Consider the following 20,666-nt stretch of genomic DNA (forward strand, 5'->3'; position numbering starts at 1 on the left):
ATACTATACTAATCTATCCCAAGGAATTCTACTGATGATTAATGCCAATGCTAAGCCATAAAACAACCAAGCATTTTTATGCTTTTGAGCATCAGCAATGGCTTTTTTGTTTTTAGAATAAGCGACTGTCACCAAAACAGCAGCAATAATATTCACAGTAATGTGCTCCACAGCGATTAATCGCAAGGCTGGATCTTTCATTGCTGCACCAAAATCAGCAAAAGCAGCTTGTGTCAAAGGACTTAAAAATACATATAAAATAAGACCGATTAACAACTGGGTGTGAACAGATATCAAAAAGAATAAACCTGTTTTTCTGTCTGAATCAGTAAATGAATTTCCTGAATTGAATCCTTTAATACCTTTCAAAATGGCCATGATTCCAAAGATTAGAACCGCCCAACGAAGATAAGAATGCACCAATAATAGAGTTGAATACATGATGTGTAAGTTTTTGTTTCAGCAAAGATACATCTTACAGCATACTTCTTTACCTTTGTTGCTATTATTTAAATAAAAATATGTCAAATCCGTCGAAGTTATTAGCTGTTATCAATGCTCGTTGTCCGCAATGTCATGAAGGTAGATTGTTTAAATTCAAATTTTGGAATTTGTTCAACTTCACGCAAATGCACGAACATTGTCCGAAATGTAATATGAGATATGAAATCGAGCCAGGTTTTTTCTTTGGCGCTATGTATGTGTCTTATGCATTTACAGTTGGTATTATGTTGGTTGGCGGAATTGTTATTTTTAACTTTTTCAACGATCCTCCTGCTTTGGGATATGTTCTTCCGATTACCATCGTTTCTGTATTAATGGTTCCATTTAATTTTAGAATGGCAAGAGTCTTGTTCATTCACCTTTTTTCAGGGGTTAAATACCAAAAAGACCTTCTTAAGAAGTAATATTATTGATGAAAATACTCGATCTGTATATTCTTAAAAAGTTTTTAAAAACCTATGTTTTTGCCGTAGTAATCATTGTATTGATTGTTATGGTGATCGACTATACAGAGAAAATTGATGATTTTATTCGTAAACAAGCACCATTAAATGAAATAATATTTGATTATTATTTCAATTTTATTCCTTACTGGGCCAATTACATTAGCCCTTTGATGGTCTTTATTGCCACTGTTTTCTTTACTGCGAACATGGCTGCTAAAACGGAAATAATTGCCATTTTGAGCTCAGGAGTTAGTTTTACTCGTTTAATGAGGCCTTATTTGATTGGTTCTAGCATAATCGCTTTGGGAACGTTTGTTATGATAGGTTGGATTGTGCCAAATGCCAATAAAATTCGTGTACCTTTTGAGCATAGATATATCAATGGAACATATTACTTCGATAAGCGTGATGTTCACATCAAAATTGGGCCAGATGTTTATGCCTATATCGAGTCCTACGATAATAATTCCAACACGGGATATCGTTTTACTTTGGAGAAAATCAAAAATAACGAAATTCAACGAAAATTGATGTCAGAGCGTATTTCATGGGATACCTTGCATAAAAAATGGCAAATTTTCGATTATCGTTTGCGGATTGCGGAACCAGGACTTTCGAAAGTGGAATTTGGTTCAAAAATGGATACAACCTTAAATTTGTTTCCACGCGATTTCCAAAACAAACATTTATTGCATGAAACCTTTACCTTACCCGAGCTGGATAGACACATTAATTTAGTGCGCTCAAGAGGGTCGGATGGAATTGAAGTGTTTTTGATTGAAAAGTACCTGCGTTTTGCTAATCCCTTTTCGGTTATCATTTTAACCATCATTGGATTTTTGGTGTCTGCAAGAAAATCCCGAGGGGGTGTAGGTTTTCAAATAGCTTTGGGATTCACTTTGGCCTTTGTGTACATCTTGTTTTTTATGATGAGTAAAGGGATTGCTGAAGGTGGTGGAATGCCACCCATGTTAGCCGTTTGGCTTCCGAATATCGTTTTTAGCTGCATCGGAGTAGGTTTATACTATACAATTCCAAGGTAAAAATGCGCCAGAAACCCCATCTTTTCGATTATTTCAAAATCCATTTCATTGTCATTTTATATGCCTTCACGGCCATATTGGGCAATGCCACCCATGCCAATGCATTAAGCATCGTTTTTTTTCGTTGCGTCATTACCAGTGGGGCTTTGATCGCGATTTTGTATTTTTCAAAACATTCTTTGCGTGTCGATTCCAAAACGCTTCGGGTCTGGTTATTGAATGGCCTATTTATCGCACTGCATTGGTTGTTGTTTTTTGGTGCAGCCAAAGTTTCTACGGTAGCGATGTGTTTGGCCGGTTTATCCACTCAAACTTTTTGGACGAGTGTTATGGAACCTATAGCAAAAAAACAAAAAGTCAAATTGGTGGAGGTCTTTTTAGGCGCCTTGGTGATAATAGCGCTTTTTATCATTTTTTCTGTAGAGCAAGCCCAGTGGTTAGGATTGCTTTTGGGAATAGGTGCTGGCTTTTTTGGTGCCTTATTTTCGGTCATCAATGGAGAATATACGCATAGCCATGACCCTCGGTTAATTACTACCTATGAGATGATTTCAGCAGGCATTCTTACGGGGATCGTTTGGTCTTATGGGGCACTAAATGGCTGGGATCACTATCTTCCAATCGATTTAGATTGGCTTTGGATCGGCATTTTAGCCATTGTTTGTACGGTATATGCGTATACAGAAACCATCAAATTGTATCGAGTTTTCAGTGTGTTTTCCATTAATTTAGTGATCACTTTGGAGCCTGTTTATGGGATAATTTTGGCAGTCTTTATTTTTGGAAGCAAAGAAGTGATGCATTCGGGTTTTTATTGGGGCACAGCCTTGCTGGTTTTAACGGTAATGGCGCATCCCTTTTTGGTCAAATCGCAAAACAAAACAAATCCCTTGTAGTTTAATTCACAATTTCTAAGATAGAATTCTATGTTCCGTACTCTTTTATTCGTTTTTGTTTGCTTCTCTTTGTTGAGTTCTTGTACCAAAGAACCTGATTTGACAGGCTTTGATGCGGAGGCATTTAAAAAAGACAGAGGAGCATGTTTGGGGCAGCGGGAAAAGCAATTGAACTGGCTGAAAAGTCACAAATCCAACTGGAAAGGAGTCAGCTCTAATCACTTAGAAGATCTATTAGGCAAACCAGACATTCAGCAATTAGCCGACAGAAATCAAGAATACTATATTTATTTCTTAGAAAAAGGTCTTCATTGCGATAAAATGACGAACCCTTCCAGTGCCCAATCCATCGCATTTCGTTTTTCAGCCATTGGCCTCACTACGGAGATTACTTTTCAGTTAGGGGTACCCCTTTGAAAAGAGAAAAGAGAAAAGAGAAAAGAGAAGATCCTCTTACCTCTTACCTCTTACCTCTTACCTATTACCTCTTACCTCAACTCTTTTTCTTAAATAGCGGAACCGTGCTACAAGGTTCTCCGAAAAAAAGACTTTTGACGATTGGTTGTAGTTTATGACTCAATTGCACATAGGCATCCGTGGGGATAGATTCTTTGGAACAGCCTTTTACAACTACGCGGGCGCCTTGGAATTCATTTGGGTTTAAATTACTGATTAATTGTTGAAAAAGGGTTTTTTCTAATTCAGTTAAATCTCCAAATACAATGGTTTGTGCAAAAGGGCTAAGTTGAATGCTTATTAACATAAAAGCCCACGTTGGAATGATGGCATCTACAGAACAGCCAATCGCCACATGTTTTCCTTTGTATTGCGACCAGTCATGTTCCGCAATGAAGCCTCTGAATTCTTTTTCTCTTAGTACTTGACCCATGAAAAGATAAGGCTCAAGATCAAAAAAAATCCTTTCACCCTGGGGTCTTAGTTCCTCTAAATCTATTTGTAAAAGTCCACTTTGATTAACTTTGTTAACAATTGTTTCTTCCATTTTAGAGTATATTTTTTCTCGGCTGTGTGCCTACGAATTCTTTTAAATATTGAGGTTCTAAAGTAACTATATTCTCAAATTTTTGGTTCAAATATGATTCCAGTGCTAAATCGCCCATGTATTTTGCTTCTGGATACAAAGGGCTTTTTAAAAACCGAATATTTTTTGTTTGACAAATTGCTTCGAATTTGGATGAGCCATTTCCAAAGGCAAAGATTTCTTTATCCGCAAATCCAGCGTATGAATTTTCTTCTAAAACAACAGGCTTTAAGGAATCCAATTCTGCAAAATTATCGGATTGGTAAATGGCAGAATAGACTTCCATTCTTCTTGCATCCAACATGGGAAGAAGTGCAATGGAAGGTGAGGGGGTTCCTTGATAGGCTTTTGCCAAAACTTGTAAGGTTGGAAGGGCAATCAATGGAATGTCTAATCCAAAACATAATCCTTTTGCGGTTGCCAAACCAATGCGTAATCCTGTATAGGAACCAGGTCCGTTAGACACGGCAATGGCAGATAAATCGCGCATTTGTACAGCACAATTTTCTAATAATTGATCAATTAAAACAGTCAATTTTATGGAATGCGAACCTTCTTTGGTTAACATTTGTGTTCCGATTAATTGGCCATTTTCATGCAGCGCAACAGAGCATGCGGAAGTAGATGTTTCAATGCTGAGAATCAATGTATTCATTATTTTTTTTCAGCTAAAATGGATTGGAATTTTTCTGGTTGATCAAACAAGCGGATGCTTTCTAAAATGGCTTCATCTTTGGTAAATGACCATTCTTTCACCCCTTTTTGATAATAATAATGCAAAATAATTTGAGCCTCCAATAATTCTGAAAGTTCTTTTTTATTCGCTTTTAATTCTTTGTCGATAGAAGATGTCCATTCTGCTTTTATGGCATTCAAATTGTTTTCTAGTCCAGCGTAGGAAGGGTCTTTTTTGCTATTTTCCAACAAATTTTTCATTTGTTTTTCAATTTGACTCACATAAGTGAATTTTTGTGATTTGAGCCATTTGCTAAATGTATCAAATTCTGCATCATTGAAATTGAAGACCTTGGCAGGAGCAATGGTCGAATGCAAATTTTGGTAGTGGCAAGCATACAAAAACGCCCAATTGTCTTCTCTAATAGTTTGAATAAAAGCAGTGCCTGAATTTTTCTTGATATTGATATCGGGTTGAATACCACCACCATCTATGACTTTCCTATTGTTTTGTGTGTAAAATACCTTTTGATTGGAGTCTTTAATGGATCTACCGCTGCCGTCTGCATTTTTGTTTTGGTAATCAATGGCTTGAATACATCTTCCACTTGGGATATAATATTTGGCTGTAGTGATTTTCATTTTGGTTCGATAAGGAAGGTCTCTTGTTACTTGAACAAGTCCTTTGCCATAACTTTTTTGACCAATCAAAACCGCGCGATCATAATCTTGCATCACACCAGCCACAATTTCTGCAGCAGAGGCAGAATGGTTATTGATTAAAATAATTAAGGGTAAATCGGGCTCTAGACTGGGATTTAATGCCAAGTAAGATTTATTCCATTCTTCTACTTTTCCTCTAGTTTCCACAATTTTTGTTTCTTTTTTCAAAAACAAATTGCAGATATCCACTGCTTGAGTCAGTAATCCACCTGGATTTTCTCTTAAATCCAAAATCAACTTTTTCATGCCATCCTTTTTCAAATTTTGAAGGGCATTTTTTAATTCCTTGGCAGCAGATGAATTGAAATCTTCCAATAATATATAACCCACCTCCGGGCGAATCATTCCAGAATAGACGACATTGTTGATTTGTACGGTTTCGCGAATGACTTGAATTTCTTCTGGGCTACTTTTGCCGTTTTTGATGATCATCATCGACAATTTTGTCCCCGCTTGGCCTTTCATTAATTTTGCATGATCCACATCCGATTTCTCGCTGATATCAATGCCATTTACAGCTGTAATTTGATCTCCAATGCCCAATTTTGCTTTTGCCGCTGGGCTATTTTCATCCACGTAAACAATGTAATGTTTATGGTTTATTTCTTCCAAAATAATACCTATTCCTTGGTATTTTCCTGTGGTCATGGTCAAATAATCCTCCAATTCATCTTCCGGATAAAAGACCGTATAAGGGTCAAAACTTTTCAATAAAGCATCAATAGAGGTTTTTATTGCGGTATTTGGATTGATTTCATCGACGTAGAATTTATTTAATTCTTTGAAAACTGAAGCGTATATGTCGAGATTTTTGGCAATGTCAAATAGCCGATCACCGGGGGTACTGAAAGCAAAAATGGCAATAACACTACAGATGAAACCGATGCCAATAAATTTCTTTTTAAGTTGCTTCATCTGTGCGAATGTCTTTGGATGGTTGATTTGAAAATTCTTTTAGAATCGCGTGCATTCTTTTTTGAATTAATTCAAAAGGTTCAATGATAGACCCAATATATACAAAAGCAATGTATTCTGGTAATTGTTTGAAAGAATCTCCGAGGTAATGAGGCTTGGCTAAACGATAAGCTTCTCTTATTCTGCGTTTTATGAGATTTCTATCAACCGCTTTTTTGAATTTTCTTTTGGGAACAGAAATGAGAATCTTCGTGGATTCTTCTTGTGCTAAGGTGGAAGGGTACAAAACTCGAAAAGGATAGACAAATCGTTGTGCAACAATTTGGCTATCCTTTTGGAATAGTATATCAATGATTTTTGTCTGAGTTAATCGCTCGGATTTGGGAAATGGAAATTTCACGGCATCAATACTTACATGTATTTAAATTAAACCAGAAATCTTATTCCTAAAGTCTCGGGCTTATTTTCCTCTCTTCTCGTCAGAAACAGATAATTTATGACGACCTTTAGCGCGACGAGCTGTTAACACACGACGGCCATTTGCAGTTGACATACGCTCACGGAATCCGTGCTTATTTTTTCTTTTACGTACAGAGGGTTGAAATGTTCTTTTCATTATCTTAAAATTTTAACCATTCGATGGTTGAATCGAATTGGGTTTGCAAAGGTAAGAAAAAAATAATTTTATTCAATAGGTGGCAATAAAAAAAATCGACTTTCTGATAAAATTCTTCTAAAATGCCTTCAAGAAAGTTATTATCTTTGTTTTTTAATTCTTTTCAATGAAAGTTTCAGTAATCACAGTTGTGTATAATGGCAAAGATAGCATTCGGTCGACCATCGAAAGTGTATTGGCGCAAGATTACCCTGATGTTGATTATTGGGTGATTGATGGGGGTTCTACGGATGGGACAGTTGAAATTTTGAAAGAATATGGCGCGCGCATTCATTTTGTTTCTGAAAAGGACAAAGGCATCTATGATGGTATGAATCGTGGCTTAGCAAATGTCACAGGGGAGATAGTTGGTATGGTTCATTCAGGCGATACCTATCCAAGCAAAGATGTGCTTAGTTCAGTAGTGAAATGTTTTAAGGAACAACAAGTAGATGCCATATATGGCGATAAGCAATACATTGATCCTGTCAGCCAGAAAATAGTTCGTTATTGGGTTGCTGGTAGTTATCATCGCAACAATTGGTTGTTTGGATGGATGCCTCCGCATTTGTCATTTTATGTTAAAAAATCGGTTTACGATCGTTTAGGAGGCTATAGATTAGATTTGTCTACTTCTGCAGATTATGAATGGATGTTGCGAGCCTTGTACAAAGAGCAGATTTCAGTGGCTTATTTGCCTAAATTATTGGTAACGATGCTAAATGGAGGAGTGAGTAATGCGAGTTGGAAACATCGTTTAAAGGCCAATCAACAAGATCGTGAATCATGGAAAGTAAATGGTTTGAATCCTTATATTTTCACCTTGTGGTTGAAACCACTTCGGAAAATTGTGCAACTTTTTAAGAATCCCAAACCTTAATTTATATGATGAGAATAGTCATATTAACACAAGATGATCCTTTCTTTCTACCCAAATCATTGGATAAATTGCAAAAGCAATTGCCCAATGGAGTTGAATTAGTAGCAACCGTTTTGTTTGAAGTTTCTCCTTTTGGTAAAAGAGAATCCTTTTTTGCCAAAATGAAAAAAACTTTGGATGTTTTTGGTTGGGAGTTTTTTTTATTTTTTTCTTTGAAATTTATTTGGGCCAAATTAAGACCTGGATATTCGGTGAAGGCAGTTTTGAAGAAAGCCAATGTTCCACTTTTGCAATTAGAAGGTTCTATCAATTCGGCGCAAAATCTTGCTATTTTAGCCGATTTGAAACCTGATTTATTGGTGTCCATTGGGGGTAATCAGATTTTCAAAAGACCTTTGTTGAACATAGCGACTAAAGGCTGCATAAATTTGCATACTGCATTATTGCCAAAATATAGGGGTTTGATGCCTTCATTCTGGGTCTTGAAAAATCAAGAAAAATATACGGGTATTTCTGTATTTTTGGTTGACGAAGGAATTGATTCAGGCCCCATCATTGTTCAAAAGAAAGTGGAAATTGGTAATCGAACGCAAGAGGAGTTAATTGAATATACCAAAGATGTAGGTATGGATTGTATATTGGAAGCCATAACTTTGTTGAGAGACGGCAAAGAAGAGTTAATGCCAAATCCTGCCGAAGAAATGACCTATTTTTCATTTCCTACTAAAGCGGATGTACAAGAATTTAAACGGAATGGAGCTTTGTTTTTCAAGTGGTTTTAAATGAATATTTTAACGTTTGATATTGAAGAGTGGTTTCATTTGCTAGATCATCCCGGTACTAGATCGGAAAGTGATTGGGCTAAATTTCCTATTCGTATTCATGAAAACATGGAAAGAATCATGGGAATGTTAGCTCAAAACAATCAATCAGCTACTTTTTTTTGTTTAGGATGGGTAGCCAGAAAATACCCTGAAATTATTCGTCAAATTTCAGATGCTGGTTATGAAATTGCCACTCACAGCGATTTACATCAATTAGCGTATCAACAAAATCGCACACAATTTTCAGAGGACTTAAGTCGATCCATTCAATCCTTAGAAAGTTTAACTGGAAAGAAAATACGGGCCTATCGGGCACCTGGTTTTTCTTTGAAGGAAGAAAATAAATGGGTATTTGAGGAGCTATTGAAAAACGGAATAGAGGTAGATTGTTCTATTTTTCCTGCTAAAAGAGCACATGGTGGATTTGCTAACTTTGGTGAGCAAGAACCTTGTTGGGTAGAAATGGATGGGGTTAGATTGAAAGAATTTCCGATTAATGTTTCTTCTCTGGGAAGTTTTCCATTGATTTTTTCTGGAGGAGGATATTTTAGGCTTCTACCTACTTGGGCTTTGGATCAATTATGGAGAAATCAAGCTTATGTGATGACCTATTTTCATCCCCGCGATTTTGATGCTGGACAACCGATGATTGAGGATTTATCGTTTGTAAGAAAATTCAAATCCTATTATGGGCTAGCATCTGCGATGGGAAAATTAGAATATTTGATTCAAAAATATCCCTTTATAGATTTAGCGACTGCCGAGAGTCACGTTGATTGGGATATAGCAAGGGTGGTGAAGTTGTAAGGAAGGTAGAAGATAGAAGATATAAATGTAGAGATGCACGGCCGTGCATCTCTATTTTTATATCCATGCATTTAAATTTTTATATCATTACGGCGGACGAGATGGGTGACCATCCGTGGGAAAAAAATAAACAAAAAAAACCTCTTATCGCTAAGAGGCTTTTTTTTGAAATTAGGGCACATTAAACTTTGATTTCAACATCAACGCCTGAAGGCAATTCCAATTTCATAAGAGCGTCAACCGTCTTAGCAGAAGAAGAGAAGATGTCAATTAAACGCTTGTAAGTGCATAATTGAAATTGCTCACGTGCTTTTTTGTTCACGTGTGGTGAACGTAAAACAGTGAATTTCTCGATCTTTGTTGGAAGAGGTACAGGTCCTGAAACAACAGCTCCTGTGGCTTTAACCGCCTTAACGATTTTCTCAGCTGATTTGTCAACCAATGTATGGTCAAACGACTTCAACTTAATACGAATTTTTTGATTCATAAGATTTGGTTCATTTAGTTAATGACTGCTGAAAGAACCATTTACTCCATCAGTCATATAATTGGTTACAAAGGTAATAGGTTTAAAACGTTTTTGCAAATGTCAGGTTTTCAAAGAGTTGGAGGCTTAGAAAAACGCGATTTTCAATATCTTGATAATTTGTTAGGAAGAATTTTTTTTTGAAAATGTTTCATTAAAATTGTAGAGAATAGAAAAATTATCAACTGTAAACTCGTTTAATAATATCTTAAAAGAAGCTAAATCTAGAAAATAGATTTAGGTCGTTTTTTGAATAATCTACCTTTTAAAAACAAAAACCCCGATGGATGCATTAGCAGCGCCAAACGGGGAATACGTCTTAAAGTAAAAAATTTATTTCAAATTTACTCGAATTCAATATAAATTTTAATTTTTTGACAAGTTAAAATACCCTTCTTTTAATCACGTCATCCAACTTTTTTTCAAATTTGACAATTTCTCTTTGATACAACATAGGATCCAATTTTTTTAGTGTTTCCATGGCTTCTTTCGCATATTGAATTTCAGCTATTTCCAGAGCTTGTTGAGCATAAATTGGATAATACGTAGCAATTTGTTCATTATACCGAAGGACGGAAAGTGCATATTGGTAGGCAAGTTTTTGTTGTTGATTTTGGTTTAAAATAGGAATTGCTTTTTGAAGAACATGAAGGTTAAATGGGTGACTTTCGAGTGCTTTTTTGGCACTTTGCAAATTTGTGATGGGTGATAGGTTAACACTGTTTAATGCTTTTTCTTTCCAATATCCAAGGATGTTTTGCAATCCTCTACTTCGCGCACTGGTGTCTTGTGCGATCATGAGGGATAATTGGTCCAAACCAATCAATGGTTTTTGATGGTAGTAATTTTGCCAAGCTTCTAAAAAGTTGACCTCAGGAAATATTTTCTGTATTTCTGGAATTTTTTTCCATTGGGTATATGCAAATATTGGTGCTTTTTCTTTCAACAAGGACGTCGTATTGTATAAAATGGCCCAGTCGCGCACATCCAATTTCGGCTCAAAATCAGCAGGAACGCTTGTTTTAGGTAAGGGTTGATGTTGCTGTGCTGAATACAGTAATACATTGTTTTGAATGGCTATATTTTCAGATTTTTGATGAATAAAAAGCTCATTAAGCACTTTTTTTGTTGGGTATTTACTTTCAAAATACACATAGTTGGCAATTGCGATTTCGTTTTCGGATGCTAACTCAAAGGCTTTTCGATAAAAATACTTTGCTGAATCCAATTGATTTAATTTTTCAAAATTAATGGCCAATTGATTCATGAGATAAATATTGTTCGGGAGAATACCTAGGCCCTTTTTTAAATTAAAGAGCGATTCAAACAAATGATCATTTTTGGCATATAGGTAGCTTAATGCGATAAATGTTTCTGCTTGGGGATTTTTCACCAAAGTGTTGGAGAGGTAATAAGCTTGTTCTTCCTCTTGGTTTTGTAAATGCGCCAAATGAGCGAGACTAAGGTTAGATTTGGTGTTTAGTTTACTATGTGTAAGGGCATTTTTGTAATGAATGTCAGCCAAAGTATATTCTTTTAACAAGTATGCGTTGTCGCCCTCTTGGTTGCTTTTTCCGGCCATTATTTGATGGAAAACTGCAGTATTCATAGCAAAAACCCAAGCGGTTGTCAATAAGAAAATGCCTAGGTGAATCAAATAAATAGGAAGTTTTTGAGCTTTGTGAAAAACTTTAAAAATGGGTAATTGGACTGAAATTAAATCTTTGAAATTGGTGTAAATGAAAGCCGGGAAAACAAGCGACATGGCTATTTGACACATCATATTCCATGTCTCTATCGCCTTAATTCCTGGATCATTTTGATGTAGATGCATTTCAGTAAATGTCGTAATCGCCAACAGAAATAGGCCAAAAAATATAATCTGTTTAGTTCTTTCCTGAAATTTTAGGGTTTGAAATAAAAAGATTGTGGAAGAAATAATCCAAAAGAGAGAAGAGGGTATATATAAATTAGATTCCCAATAATTCAGTAGATTTCCAAAACTCAAAACTAGATTGATAAAATAGATAAACCCAAGTAAGTACCAGATTTGAACATTGTTCTTTTTGTCTAGTTGGAAACTTAGTTGAATAATAAAGGCAGGGATAGCTTGCGAAGAGAGAATAGCCCAAACAAAAACTGCCAAAATTCCTGCATAGTTAATTTGCTGTTGTATCAATAAAATCCAATCATTAAAGCCGTGTTGTGCATTGTTATAGACCACAATTCCTATCCAAAGAACGATTCCGAAAATAAATTGACGCGGATTGATTTTTGACCAGCTTTGAAATCCAATGAGTAAATAGGCCAATCCAATCAGGCTAATGATGGAACAAATGACGTTTATTTTGAAATCTGCTTCAAGGAAATGTATGTAGTAGGATTGGCGGATTAAAAATAGCTGATTTTCGAGTTGGAGGTTTCTAAAGCTGTCTACTTTAGAAATAATGGGAATTAATTCTGAAAATTCATTCCAAGTTAAAAGGTTGGAAGATTGGGTGAATAAGACAGTTAATGAAAGCACGCTCAAAAATGCCCCGATGACAAATAAGATAGTTGGAGTCTCTTGAAGGCGAATTTTATCAGGTTTGTTCATAAATGTCAAAAAAATCGGATCGCTAAATTTCAGCATAAACTTTAATTCATTCAAAGAAATGGGCGGATTTTGTCAAAAAATAGCAAAAAAATACAAACTTCCATTTTGCTAATTAGAAAATCCCGACTAATTTTGCACTTCGAATGACAAATGCATTCGACGAATTATTTAAATCATTAGTTTTTTAGCTAGCAAATTTAATTTTCAAATGGCAAACCCAGTAAATAAAGGAAAAGTTGCACAGGTAATTGGACCGGTAGTCGATGTAAGCTTCGAAGGAGCAGGATCACATTTACCAGAAATTTTAAATGCACTTTCTGTAACCAAAACAAATGGACAAGAACTGATACTTGAAGTTCAACAACATTTAGGAGAAGATCGCGTGAGAACCATCGCGATGGAAGGAACGGAAGGACTTCAAAGAGGTCAAGAAGTAATTGATAAAGGAACTCCTATGACTATGCCAACAGGAGAGGGCATTAAAGGTCGTTTGTTTAATGTGGTAGGTCAAGCGATTGATGGTATTACACAACCTAAATCAGATAAAGGTTTACCGATTCACCGTTCGGCGCCGAAATTTGATGAGTTAGCTACAACAACGGAAGTTTTATTTACAGGTATCAAGGTAATTGACCTTTTAGCACCTTACGTAAAAGGAGGTAAAATTGGTTTGTTCGGTGGTGCGGGTGTAGGTAAAACCGTATTGATCATGGAATTGATCAACAATATTGCAAAAGCATACGAAGGACTTTCTGTATTTGCGGGAGTAGGTGAGCGTACTCGTGAGGGTAACGACTTATTGCGTGAGATGATTGAGTCTGGAGTAATTAAATATGGTGAGGCGTTTAAGCACGCTATGGAAGAAGGACAATGGGATTTGTCGAAAGTAGATGAGAGTGAATTAAGTAAATCTCAAGCAACTTTGGTGTTTGGTCAAATGAATGAGCCTCCTGGAGCACGTGCTCGTGTGGCATTGTCTGGTTTGACAGTAGCGGAACACTTCCGTGACGGAGATGGCGAAGGACAAGGTCGTGATATCTTATTCTTTATTGATAATATCTTCCGTTTTACTCAAGCGGGTTCTGAGGTGTCGGCTTTATTAGGTCGTATGCCATCAGCGGTAGGTTACCAACCTACATTGGCTACTGAGATGGGAGCGATGCAAGAGCGTATTACTTCAACTAAGAGAGGTTCTATTACTTCGGTACAAGCGGTTTACGTTCCTGCCGATGACTTAACTGACCCTGCACCAGCAACAACTTTTGCCCACTTAGATGCAACAACGGTACTTTCTCGTAAAATTGCTGAATTAGGTATTTATCCAGCAGTGGATCCTTTGGATTCATCTTCTAGAATTTTATCTGCTGAGGTATTAGGAGAAGCACATTACAATACGGCTCAACGTGTGAAAGAAATTTTACAACGTTACAAAGAATTACAAGACATCATCGCGATCCTAGGTTTAGATGAATTATCTGAAGAAGATAAATTAGTTGTATCTCGTGCTCGTCGTGTTCAAAGATTCTTGTCACAACCTTTCTTCGTGGCTGAACAATTTACTGGCTTGAAAGGCGTTCTTGTTGATATCAACGATACAATCAAAGGGTTTAATGCAATCATTGATGGTGAGTATGACCATTTACCAGAAGCTGCATTCAACTTAGTTGGAACCATTGATGATGCAATTGCTAAAGGAGAGAAATTGATAGCTGAGGCTGCTAAATAAAAAACTATGTTTGTAGAAATTATTACACCTGATCGTAAAGTGTTTTCTTCGGAGGCTTCTGTGGTAACATTACCTGGCGTAAATGGTTCTTTTCAAATTTTGAATGATCACGCAGCTCTAGTAAGTACTTTGCAAAAAGGAGAACTTACAGCAGATAAATCAGTTTTTCAAATTGAAGGAGGCGTCGTTGAAGTTTTAAATAATCGTGTTCTTATTTTAGCCGAAGGCGTTAATTAATTATGAAGAAACTAATTTTATTTACACTTGGAATTGCCTTGTTAAGCTCTTGTTCTCAAAAAGCATATTTAACAGGATCTTTGATGACTTTGATTAAGGATAATCAATTGCCTTTGAATAAAATTCAGTTTTATAATGATAATGCATTATTCCTAGAAAGAGAATTGAATGCATCTGATGCCAATGTAAAATCAGGTAAAGTGATTCTTGTTAACGGAAAAAATATCAACCGTGTCTCGTTGGAATCTCAGACTCCTGGGGTTTTAGTGAAAGAACAAGATAAACAATTATTGATTTCATTTGAAGCAGGTGCAGGAGAAGAAAAAAGCCTTCACTTTGCTCCTATCATTGGAGAAAGAGGCGAATCATTTTATCAATTAGTAGATGATTCTGGAAGTCCTACCTTTTCTCGTTTGAATTATGATGGCAATAAGTATTTATTGTATAACACGAAAAAAGTTCGATTAATGATTATGAAGTCTTCTTTCTCTGGCCTAAAAGTTAATAGTAAAAGAATGAGAGGGAATAAAATTAAATAATTTCGTTGCTCAAAAAAATAATGAAATAGGATGCTTGCATCCTATTTTTTTTTGCCCCAAATTTACAGATAGTATGCTTGCATACTAAATAAAATATCAGATTATGAAAGCAGAAAATACAATCGATTTTCAAATTAAAACAAGTTGGTACGCGATTAGTAGAATGTACAATACCTATGCCGCTCAATTTGACATGACCATGGCCATTGGTTACGTGTTGTTAAATATAGATAAGGAAGGAACGCCTGCTACAAAGATTGCTCCAGCCTTAGGTCTTGAGGTTAGAAGTTTAACCCGAATGTTGAAGTCTTTGGAAGATAAAAAATGGATTAGGCGTGAAGCTAATTATTCAGATAAACGAATTGTTAAAATTTTTTTAACAGAATTAGGAAAGCAAAAAAGAGATGAAGCAAAAAGAGGGGTTATCTTTTTCAATGAACTGGTTCGTCAAAAAATTGGTGATGAAAAATTAGCCCATTTTTTTGATGTGATGGATTCCATCAATCTAGTGTTGGAAGAAAACACCGATGATATTTTAGAAACTCTCAATCAACAAATTAAAACAAAATAAAGCCATGAGTAGTATGAACACAGGTATCAAAGGAGGGGAATTCTTGGTTAGAGAATTAGCAACCTCAGAATTATTTATTCCAGAAGATTTCACGGAAGAGCAAAAAATGATAGAACAGACCTGCGCTGATTTCATCAAAGCAGAGATTACACCGATTTTAGATGAAATTGATTCCGCAAAGGATAATTCATTGATGTCGGGTTTGATGGATAAGGCAGGAGCATTGGGGCTTTTAGGGACATCTGTTCCTGAGGAATATGGTGGATTTGGGATGGATTTCAATACTTCTATGTTGGTTGCGGAGGCATGCGGCTCGGGTCATTCTTTTGCAGTTGCATTGTCGGGGCATACTGGTATTGGAACATTACCCATTCTATATTACGGTTCGGAGGATCAAAAGCAACGTTATTTGCCCAAATTGGCAAGTGGCGAGTATAAAGCAGCCTATTGTTTAACAGAACCAGATTCGGGCTCTGATGCCAATGCTGCAAAGTCGAAAGCGAAATTGAACGAAGCAGGAACTCATTATATCATCAATGGGCAAAAGATGTGGATAACAAATGGTGGATTTGCTGATTTGTTTATTGTTTTTGCTAAAATTGATGAGGACAAAACCTTGACAGCTTTCATTGTTGAAAAAGGTTACCCTGGCATAACGATGAATGAGGAGGAGCATAAGATGGGAATCAAAGGAAGTTCAACAAGGCAAATATTTTTTAATGACTGCCTAGTTCCTGTGGAGAATTTATTGTTTAAGAGGGAGGGAGGTTTTAAAATAGCTGTCAATATTTTAAACATTGGACGAATTAAATTAGCTGCAGCTGTAATGGGTGGCTCGAAAAGAGTGATTGATTTAGCAGCTAAATATTCCGATGATAGAAAGCAATTCGGTGTTTCTTTGCACACCTTTGGAGCCATTCAACATAAATTAGCAGAAATGGTTATCAAAACATTCGCTACAGAATCTGCTTGTTATAGAGCCGGCCAGGATATTGACAATTCCATTTTAGCTTTGAAAGCTGCTGGATTATCGGATGCGGAGGCCAAATTGAAAGGAGTAGAGCAATTTGCCATTGAGTGCGCTATTTTAAAAGTACATGCATCAGAGGTTTTGGATTTTGTCGTAGACGAGGGAGTTCAAATTTATGGTGGCATGGGATTTTCTGCCGATGCACCCATGGAACGTTCTTACCGAGATTCTAGAATTAATCGAATATTTGAAGGGACCAATGAAATCAATCGTTTGCTGGCGGTTGGAACGGTGTTAAAACGCGCCATGAAAGGTGAATTGGATATTATGACTCCTGCCTTGAATGTGGGTAAAGAAATTTTGGCTGTGCCAGATTTCAATAAATCATTGGGGGAAGGGCCATTTAGTAAGGAGCGTGAGGTATTAAAGAATTTGAAAAAGGCTATTTTATTGACGGCGGGTGCAGCGCTTCAAAAATTTACTGTTCAAATTGAAAAGGAGCAAGAAATTTTGATGGCGGTTGCTGACATGATGATTGAAGTGTACGTGGCTGAATCCGCTTTGGTTAGAGCTGAAAAGTTGATAGAGAAAAATGGAGAAGAGAAGACCATTGTTCAAAAAGAATGCGCGCTAGTTTACTTGCATCATGCAGTTGAAATCGTTGCCAAACAAGGTCGAGAGGTAATTTCAGGTTTTGCAACAGGTGATGAATTGAATGTATTGTTAATGGGATTAAAACGATTTACCAAGATTGATCCCAAGAATTTGATTCAAGCTCGGAGGGTAATTGCAGCAGCCTTAATAGAAAAAAAATCATATAATTTGTAATTTTTTTATAAATAAGGATACGAATTAAATTTAGATTTATACTTTTGCAGTAAAATATTGTTAAACCAAGTCTTTGAACTCAACAATTAAATAATTATTATGAAAAAATTACTTTTGGTATTTGCATTGATGCCTTTCTTTTTCTCTTGCGCAAGTAAGAAGAAAATGGCTGATTTACAATCTCAATTAACTGATTTACAAGCAAGAAGCGACCAAGCTTTAGGAAAAGCAAAAGCTGATTTGTCTGATTGCCAATCTTTGACAGCAAGCCTTCAAGGTGAAATCAAAAAACGTGATGCTGATTTAGAAACTAAAAATGGTCAGTTGAAATCACTTCAAGAACAATTAGATTACATGAAGAAAACGAACACTAATTTATTAGATCGTTTATCTGATTTATCTGTTATTAACAAGTCGGGTGCTGAGAGTATCCGTAAATCTTTAGATGCTTTGAACGATCAAGGAAAGTACATCAAGGATTTGAATTCATCTATTCAACGTAAAGATTCAGTGAATTTATCATTAGTGATGAACTTGAAGCGTTCATTGGCTGATATCAATGATGAGGATGTTTCTATCGAGGTGAAGAAAGGAGTTGTTTACATCTCTATCTCTGACAAGTTGATGTTTGCTTCTGGAAGCGCGAAAGTAAATTCGAAAGCAGAGGCTGTTTTAGCTAAAGTGGCTAAAGTAATCAACGATCACAAAGATTTAGATATTTTAGTGGAAGGTCATACTGACGCAGTACCTATTTCTACAGAGTGTATCACAGATAACTGGGATTTAAGTGCTAAGCGTGCAACTTCTGTTGTTCGTATGTTACAAACGAAATTTAACGTAGATCCAGAGCGTATGACTGCTGGTGGTCGTGGTGAATTTGAGCCTCAATCTGCAAATACAAACAGATCAGGACGTAAAATGAACCGTCGTACGGAAATCATAGTAACACCTAAATTAGACCAATTCTTCAATTTATTAGCTCCTCCAAGTTCAGGTAACTAATATTGATTCGTCTTATAAAATGAAGCGAGGCCCTTTAAAGGCCCCGCTTTTTTTTGGTTTAGAGGTTTTAGAGTTTAATTTAAATGAGGTTTAGCAGACAGTTGTTCAAATTCTATTTTGATTTTATCTCCCATTTTTTGAAAGGCGGCATTCAATAATTTGGGAATTTCTATTTCTAAATAATCCGCTTTTAGTTCTCCTCTGATTTTTAATTCACTAAATTGAAAATTCCCGTCGATTTGTATCTGCAGATTATCCTCAGGATTAGTCATTTCTACTTTTAATTCAGTTCTTAATTTAGCCATCAGGTTCTGTAATGTGATTAGGTTGTTATTTTGCATATCTTAAAAATTTATAGGTTAGAGATAATGAATAGGTATTATTGGGGTATTGAAGTATTGGATTTTGATTGGTAATTCGCTTTTCTGAATTAAATAAAAAGCCTTTGGTTTCTTTAAATATCCAAGTTTCTTTGGGGTCTTGAATTGGAATATGGTAGGTCAGTCCCAGTTGAATATATTTTTTTCTATTCAGTTCTAGACCGACTTGTAATCCTAAAGAAAGAAGTTTTACTTGGGATTCTAATTTGATGGACAATTGCTCATCATCTAAACCTAATCGTTCATTTTGTGTTTGGGTACTTGCATATTGTCCCATATTTTTGGTTAAAATTCGATTGCCATAATTTACTGAAGGCGTAATACTAAAAGGTCTATGTTTTTTGTTAAAAATATGTACATAAGCTAATTTGACATTTTGTAAAAACTCTGATTCATTTCCCACGTAAGGAATCGTATTATTATATTCAATGCCAGCTTCTATTCCCTTCCATAATTTGACGTTTAAACCAAATTTCCATAAAGGTACTGGAGATGTTTCCAGGTATTTATCATTTGGAATAACAAAGCCATAAGGAAGATCGATAAGGCTCGCATTTACCATGGGATTCATGGAAGTCTTTAGCATTCTAGTGCCTAGTCCTATTTCAACACTTAATTTCGGAGGTTTTAATGGCCAATTTTGTGAATGATTACTGAGTTTTACTTCTTCTTGCTTACTAGATTTGGTATTTTCTTGCTTAGGCTGAGTGAATGACAAATATTCTACATTGTTTGCGGAAATTTTATCTTTGATAATTTTCCATTGTTCGATGCTTCCTTTGTTTTCGAGGTTAGATAGTAATTCTCCGCGTTGAAATTTTTCTTGATAATTTACATGTAATACCGAGGTGGAATCATATTCTGTGGCTAGAAAATTAACGTTGATATAGGTTGGAATACTTTTATAGATTTCTTCTTTGCTTACTTTGATCTCAGATAGATACCAGTTTGAATCGATTTTTCGATATTGGGTATAGGCAGAGGTACTTCTTATTTTTCTATTTGTTAATATATTTGAGCGCAAAGTATCTTCATGGGTTTTAAAAAAATGCAGACTTTCAAAAGCTAAATTTTCTTGATCTATGTACAGAATACCCATTAATTCTTGCTTCTTTTTCCCATTAGACACGTTTATTTTATAAGTGGGTCTACCACTTTTGTAGACGATATCCTCTAAGAAATAGTGGTATTTTTTCGTTTTTTTAAGATCAAGTACTAGGTCTCTTTGTTGAACATAATCGAAATATTCAATCACTTTTGCTGTTCCAGACCATTTAACAAATTGGATGCTGTCTAAATTGTAAATGCTCCTTCGATCTAATGCATCTATTTTAACTTCTACTTCTTTTTTGTTGCTTTGGTATGGTTCTATATTTCCTGAGATCAAGGCCTTCAATTCATACATAATTTCATCTCGTTTTTTTCGGTTGGTTTCTGATAATATTCCTCGAATCGTGTAATGATGATTTGTGTAATTTTCGGGTATCTTCCGAATGGCCTCTTCAACAAGACTTCTGGCACTACTGCTGACTATTACTTCCTTTAAATCTTTAGAATTTTCTTCCAATCGGATGATCCTATGTTGTTTGAAATCATTGATAGAGATTTCCTGTGTTTGATAGCCGATGTAGGATATATGTATTTTATGTTTATTAAGATCATGGTAAGCTGAGATGGATAAGTTAAAGTGACCCTTGTTGTCTGAAAGAGTCCCCGTGTTATTGATGCGGATAGAAGCCTTTGATAAAGGTTTCGAATCTTTTGAATCAATTACTTGACCCGAAATATTTTGTGCCTTTATTTCCTTCGTTCCGAAAAGAAATAGGAGTAAATAACAGAGATAAATATTATTCATGACGTGGTCTCTTTGTAAAGGGAGTG

General features: G+C 35.8%; 23 protein-coding genes. 13 read left to right on the forward strand and 10 right to left on the reverse strand.

Annotated elements, in window-relative coordinates; genetic code table 11:
• Positions 1-3 precede the first annotated feature (3 nt).
• Complete coding sequence (locus V7S79_RS06035) at positions 4-441, reverse strand: hypothetical protein (protein ID WP_459489661.1); 438 nt, start codon at positions 439-441, stop codon at positions 4-6.
• 80 nt (positions 442-521) lie between these two features.
• On the opposite strand from V7S79_RS06035, the gene V7S79_RS06040 reads away from it, so the two are divergent.
• The 4 genes from V7S79_RS06040 to V7S79_RS06055 are packed head-to-tail and all read left to right on the forward strand — an operon-like array spanning position 522 to position 3,306.
• Entirely contained in the window at positions 522-908 is a 387-nt protein-coding gene (locus V7S79_RS06040; RefSeq protein ID WP_459489662.1) for a DUF983 domain-containing protein, read from the forward strand.
• An 8-nt stretch (positions 909-916) separates the two neighbouring features.
• Positions 917-1,993: an LptF/LptG family permease gene (locus V7S79_RS06045; protein WP_459489663.1), complete on the forward strand. Its 1,077-nt coding sequence runs from the start codon at positions 917-919 to the stop codon at positions 1,991-1,993.
• 2 nt (positions 1,994-1,995) lie between these two features.
• Positions 1,996-2,889, forward strand: coding sequence for a DMT family transporter (locus V7S79_RS06050; RefSeq protein WP_459489664.1), 894 nt, complete (start codon positions 1,996-1,998; stop codon positions 2,887-2,889).
• A 30-nt stretch (positions 2,890-2,919) separates the two neighbouring features.
• Positions 2,920-3,306 (forward strand): hypothetical protein, encoded by a 387-nt coding sequence (locus V7S79_RS06055; RefSeq protein ID WP_459489665.1) that lies wholly within the window; start codon positions 2,920-2,922, stop codon positions 3,304-3,306.
• A gap of 76 nt (positions 3,307-3,382) precedes the next feature.
• Here V7S79_RS06055 and V7S79_RS06060 read toward each other — a convergent pair whose 3' ends face one another.
• The 5 genes from V7S79_RS06060 to rpmH are packed head-to-tail and all read right to left on the reverse strand — an operon-like array spanning position 3,383 to position 6,860.
• Positions 3,383-3,892 carry a DUF2480 family protein gene (locus tag V7S79_RS06060; RefSeq protein ID WP_459489666.1) on the reverse strand — a complete coding sequence of 170 codons (510 nt, stop codon included), beginning with the start codon at positions 3,890-3,892 and terminating at the stop codon, positions 3,383-3,385.
• A gap of 1 nt (position 3,893) precedes the next feature.
• Positions 3,894-4,586: a tRNA (adenosine(37)-N6)-threonylcarbamoyltransferase complex dimerization subunit type 1 TsaB gene (tsaB, locus tag V7S79_RS06065; protein WP_459489667.1), complete on the reverse strand. Its 693-nt coding sequence runs from the start codon at positions 4,584-4,586 to the stop codon at positions 3,894-3,896.
• A complete protein-coding gene (locus V7S79_RS06070) occupies positions 4,586-6,244 on the reverse strand; it encodes a S41 family peptidase (RefSeq protein WP_459489668.1) in 1,659 nt (552 codons plus the stop codon). Before V7S79_RS06070 ends, tsaB begins: the two co-directional genes overlap by 1 nt.
• Complete coding sequence (gene rnpA / locus V7S79_RS06075) at positions 6,231-6,644, reverse strand: ribonuclease P protein component (RefSeq protein WP_459489669.1); 414 nt, start codon at positions 6,642-6,644, stop codon at positions 6,231-6,233. The genes V7S79_RS06070 and rnpA overlap by 14 nt, the downstream gene beginning before the upstream one ends.
• A 60-nt stretch (positions 6,645-6,704) precedes the next feature.
• Positions 6,705-6,860, reverse strand: a complete 156-nt coding sequence (gene rpmH / locus V7S79_RS06080) for a 50S ribosomal protein L34 (RefSeq protein ID WP_127802947.1) — start codon at positions 6,858-6,860, stop codon at positions 6,705-6,707.
• A gap of 166 nt (positions 6,861-7,026) precedes the next feature.
• Between rpmH and V7S79_RS06085 the strand changes: the two genes are divergently transcribed.
• The 3 genes from V7S79_RS06085 to V7S79_RS06095 are packed head-to-tail and all read left to right on the forward strand — an operon-like array spanning position 7,027 to position 9,410.
• Positions 7,027-7,779, forward strand: a complete 753-nt coding sequence (locus V7S79_RS06085; protein ID WP_459489670.1) for a glycosyltransferase family 2 protein — start codon at positions 7,027-7,029, stop codon at positions 7,777-7,779.
• Between the two features lie 5 nt (positions 7,780-7,784).
• On the forward strand, positions 7,785-8,561 hold the full coding sequence (locus V7S79_RS06090) for a methionyl-tRNA formyltransferase (protein ID WP_459489671.1): 777 nt from the start codon (positions 7,785-7,787) through the stop codon (positions 8,559-8,561).
• A complete protein-coding gene (locus V7S79_RS06095) occupies positions 8,562-9,410 on the forward strand; it encodes a polysaccharide deacetylase family protein (RefSeq protein ID WP_459489672.1) in 849 nt (282 codons plus the stop codon). It begins immediately after the preceding gene.
• Positions 9,411-9,591: 181 nt separating this feature from the next.
• Here the strand turns inward: V7S79_RS06095 and rpsJ are convergent, their stop codons facing one another.
• Both rpsJ and V7S79_RS06105 read right to left on the reverse strand, forming a co-directional pair.
• Entirely contained in the window at positions 9,592-9,897 is a 306-nt protein-coding gene (gene rpsJ / locus V7S79_RS06100) for a 30S ribosomal protein S10 (RefSeq protein WP_459489673.1), read from the reverse strand.
• A gap of 421 nt (positions 9,898-10,318) precedes the next feature.
• Positions 10,319-12,568 (reverse strand): hypothetical protein, encoded by a 2,250-nt coding sequence (locus V7S79_RS06105; protein WP_459489674.1) that lies wholly within the window; start codon positions 12,566-12,568, stop codon positions 10,319-10,321.
• 172 nt (positions 12,569-12,740) lie between these two features.
• On the opposite strand from V7S79_RS06105, the gene atpD reads away from it, so the two are divergent.
• The 6 genes from atpD to V7S79_RS06135 all read left to right on the forward strand — a co-directional run bounded on the left by atpD (position 12,741) and on the right by V7S79_RS06135 (position 18,405).
• Positions 12,741-14,258, forward strand: coding sequence for a F0F1 ATP synthase subunit beta (gene atpD / locus V7S79_RS06110; protein ID WP_459489675.1), 1,518 nt, complete (start codon positions 12,741-12,743; stop codon positions 14,256-14,258).
• A 6-nt stretch (positions 14,259-14,264) separates the two neighbouring features.
• Positions 14,265-14,495: a F0F1 ATP synthase subunit epsilon gene (locus tag V7S79_RS06115; protein ID WP_459489676.1), complete on the forward strand. Its 231-nt coding sequence runs from the start codon at positions 14,265-14,267 to the stop codon at positions 14,493-14,495.
• A 2-nt stretch (positions 14,496-14,497) separates the two neighbouring features.
• The gene (locus tag V7S79_RS06120) at positions 14,498-15,034 is read left to right on the forward strand and encodes a hypothetical protein (RefSeq protein WP_459489677.1); all 537 of its coding nucleotides are present in this window, start codon (positions 14,498-14,500) and stop codon (positions 15,032-15,034) included.
• Positions 15,035-15,137: 103 nt separating this feature from the next.
• Positions 15,138-15,605, forward strand: a complete 468-nt coding sequence (locus tag V7S79_RS06125; RefSeq protein WP_459489678.1) for a MarR family winged helix-turn-helix transcriptional regulator — start codon at positions 15,138-15,140, stop codon at positions 15,603-15,605.
• Positions 15,606-15,609: 4 nt separating this feature from the next.
• Positions 15,610-17,403 (forward strand): acyl-CoA dehydrogenase family protein, encoded by a 1,794-nt coding sequence (locus tag V7S79_RS06130; RefSeq protein ID WP_459489679.1) that lies wholly within the window; start codon positions 15,610-15,612, stop codon positions 17,401-17,403.
• Positions 17,404-17,502: 99 nt separating this feature from the next.
• Positions 17,503-18,405, forward strand: a complete 903-nt coding sequence (locus V7S79_RS06135; protein WP_459489680.1) for an OmpA family protein — start codon at positions 17,503-17,505, stop codon at positions 18,403-18,405.
• Positions 18,406-18,479: 74 nt separating this feature from the next.
• On the opposite strand, the gene V7S79_RS06140 is transcribed toward V7S79_RS06135, so the two are convergent.
• Both V7S79_RS06140 and V7S79_RS06145 read right to left on the reverse strand, forming a co-directional pair.
• Positions 18,480-18,710 (reverse strand): hypothetical protein, encoded by a 231-nt coding sequence (locus V7S79_RS06140; protein ID WP_459489681.1) that lies wholly within the window; start codon positions 18,708-18,710, stop codon positions 18,480-18,482.
• Positions 18,711-18,735: 25 nt separating this feature from the next.
• Positions 18,736-20,640, reverse strand: coding sequence for a carboxypeptidase-like regulatory domain-containing protein (locus tag V7S79_RS06145; protein ID WP_459489682.1), 1,905 nt, complete (start codon positions 20,638-20,640; stop codon positions 18,736-18,738).
• Between the last annotated feature and the right edge of the window lie 26 nt (positions 20,641-20,666).

This window comes from Aquirufa sp. ROCK-SH2, from assembly GCF_054558315.1.

What these genes read in the sequence shown, in the direction of transcription:
- V7S79_RS06035 (WP_459489661.1), bottom strand. Translation starts at nt 441, where the DNA reads ATGTATTCAACTCTATTATTGGTGCATTCTTATCTTCGTTGGGCGGTT.
- V7S79_RS06040 (WP_459489662.1), top strand. Translation starts at nt 522, where the DNA reads ATGTCAAATCCGTCGAAGTTATTAGCTGTTATCAATGCTCGTTGTCCG.
- V7S79_RS06045 (WP_459489663.1), top strand. Translation starts at nt 917, where the DNA reads ATGAAAATACTCGATCTGTATATTCTTAAAAAGTTTTTAAAAACCTAT.
- V7S79_RS06050 (WP_459489664.1), top strand. Translation starts at nt 1,996, where the DNA reads ATGCGCCAGAAACCCCATCTTTTCGATTATTTCAAAATCCATTTCATT.
- V7S79_RS06055 (WP_459489665.1), top strand. Translation starts at nt 2,920, where the DNA reads ATGTTCCGTACTCTTTTATTCGTTTTTGTTTGCTTCTCTTTGTTGAGT.
- V7S79_RS06060 (WP_459489666.1), bottom strand. Translation starts at nt 3,892, where the DNA reads ATGGAAGAAACAATTGTTAACAAAGTTAATCAAAGTGGACTTTTACAA.
- tsaB (WP_459489667.1), bottom strand. Translation starts at nt 4,586, where the DNA reads ATGAATACATTGATTCTCAGCATTGAAACATCTACTTCCGCATGCTCT.
- V7S79_RS06070 (WP_459489668.1), bottom strand. Translation starts at nt 6,244, where the DNA reads ATGAAGCAACTTAAAAAGAAATTTATTGGCATCGGTTTCATCTGTAGT.
- rpmH (WP_127802947.1), bottom strand. Translation starts at nt 6,860, where the DNA reads ATGAAAAGAACATTTCAACCCTCTGTACGTAAAAGAAAAAATAAGCAC.
- V7S79_RS06085 (WP_459489670.1), top strand. Translation starts at nt 7,027, where the DNA reads ATGAAAGTTTCAGTAATCACAGTTGTGTATAATGGCAAAGATAGCATT.
- V7S79_RS06090 (WP_459489671.1), top strand. Translation starts at nt 7,785, where the DNA reads ATGATGAGAATAGTCATATTAACACAAGATGATCCTTTCTTTCTACCC.
- V7S79_RS06095 (WP_459489672.1), top strand. Translation starts at nt 8,562, where the DNA reads ATGAATATTTTAACGTTTGATATTGAAGAGTGGTTTCATTTGCTAGAT.
- rpsJ (WP_459489673.1), bottom strand. Translation starts at nt 9,897, where the DNA reads ATGAATCAAAAAATTCGTATTAAGTTGAAGTCGTTTGACCATACATTG.
- V7S79_RS06105 (WP_459489674.1), bottom strand. Translation starts at nt 12,568, where the DNA reads ATGCTGAAATTTAGCGATCCGATTTTTTTGACATTTATGAACAAACCT.
- atpD (WP_459489675.1), top strand. Translation starts at nt 12,741, where the DNA reads ATGGCAAACCCAGTAAATAAAGGAAAAGTTGCACAGGTAATTGGACCG.
- V7S79_RS06115 (WP_459489676.1), top strand. Translation starts at nt 14,265, where the DNA reads ATGTTTGTAGAAATTATTACACCTGATCGTAAAGTGTTTTCTTCGGAG.
- V7S79_RS06120 (WP_459489677.1), top strand. Translation starts at nt 14,498, where the DNA reads ATGAAGAAACTAATTTTATTTACACTTGGAATTGCCTTGTTAAGCTCT.
- V7S79_RS06125 (WP_459489678.1), top strand. Translation starts at nt 15,138, where the DNA reads ATGAAAGCAGAAAATACAATCGATTTTCAAATTAAAACAAGTTGGTAC.
- V7S79_RS06130 (WP_459489679.1), top strand. Translation starts at nt 15,610, where the DNA reads ATGAGTAGTATGAACACAGGTATCAAAGGAGGGGAATTCTTGGTTAGA.
- V7S79_RS06135 (WP_459489680.1), top strand. Translation starts at nt 17,503, where the DNA reads ATGAAAAAATTACTTTTGGTATTTGCATTGATGCCTTTCTTTTTCTCT.
- V7S79_RS06140 (WP_459489681.1), bottom strand. Translation starts at nt 18,710, where the DNA reads ATGGCTAAATTAAGAACTGAATTAAAAGTAGAAATGACTAATCCTGAG.
- V7S79_RS06145 (WP_459489682.1), bottom strand. Translation starts at nt 20,640, where the DNA reads ATGAATAATATTTATCTCTGTTATTTACTCCTATTTCTTTTCGGAACG.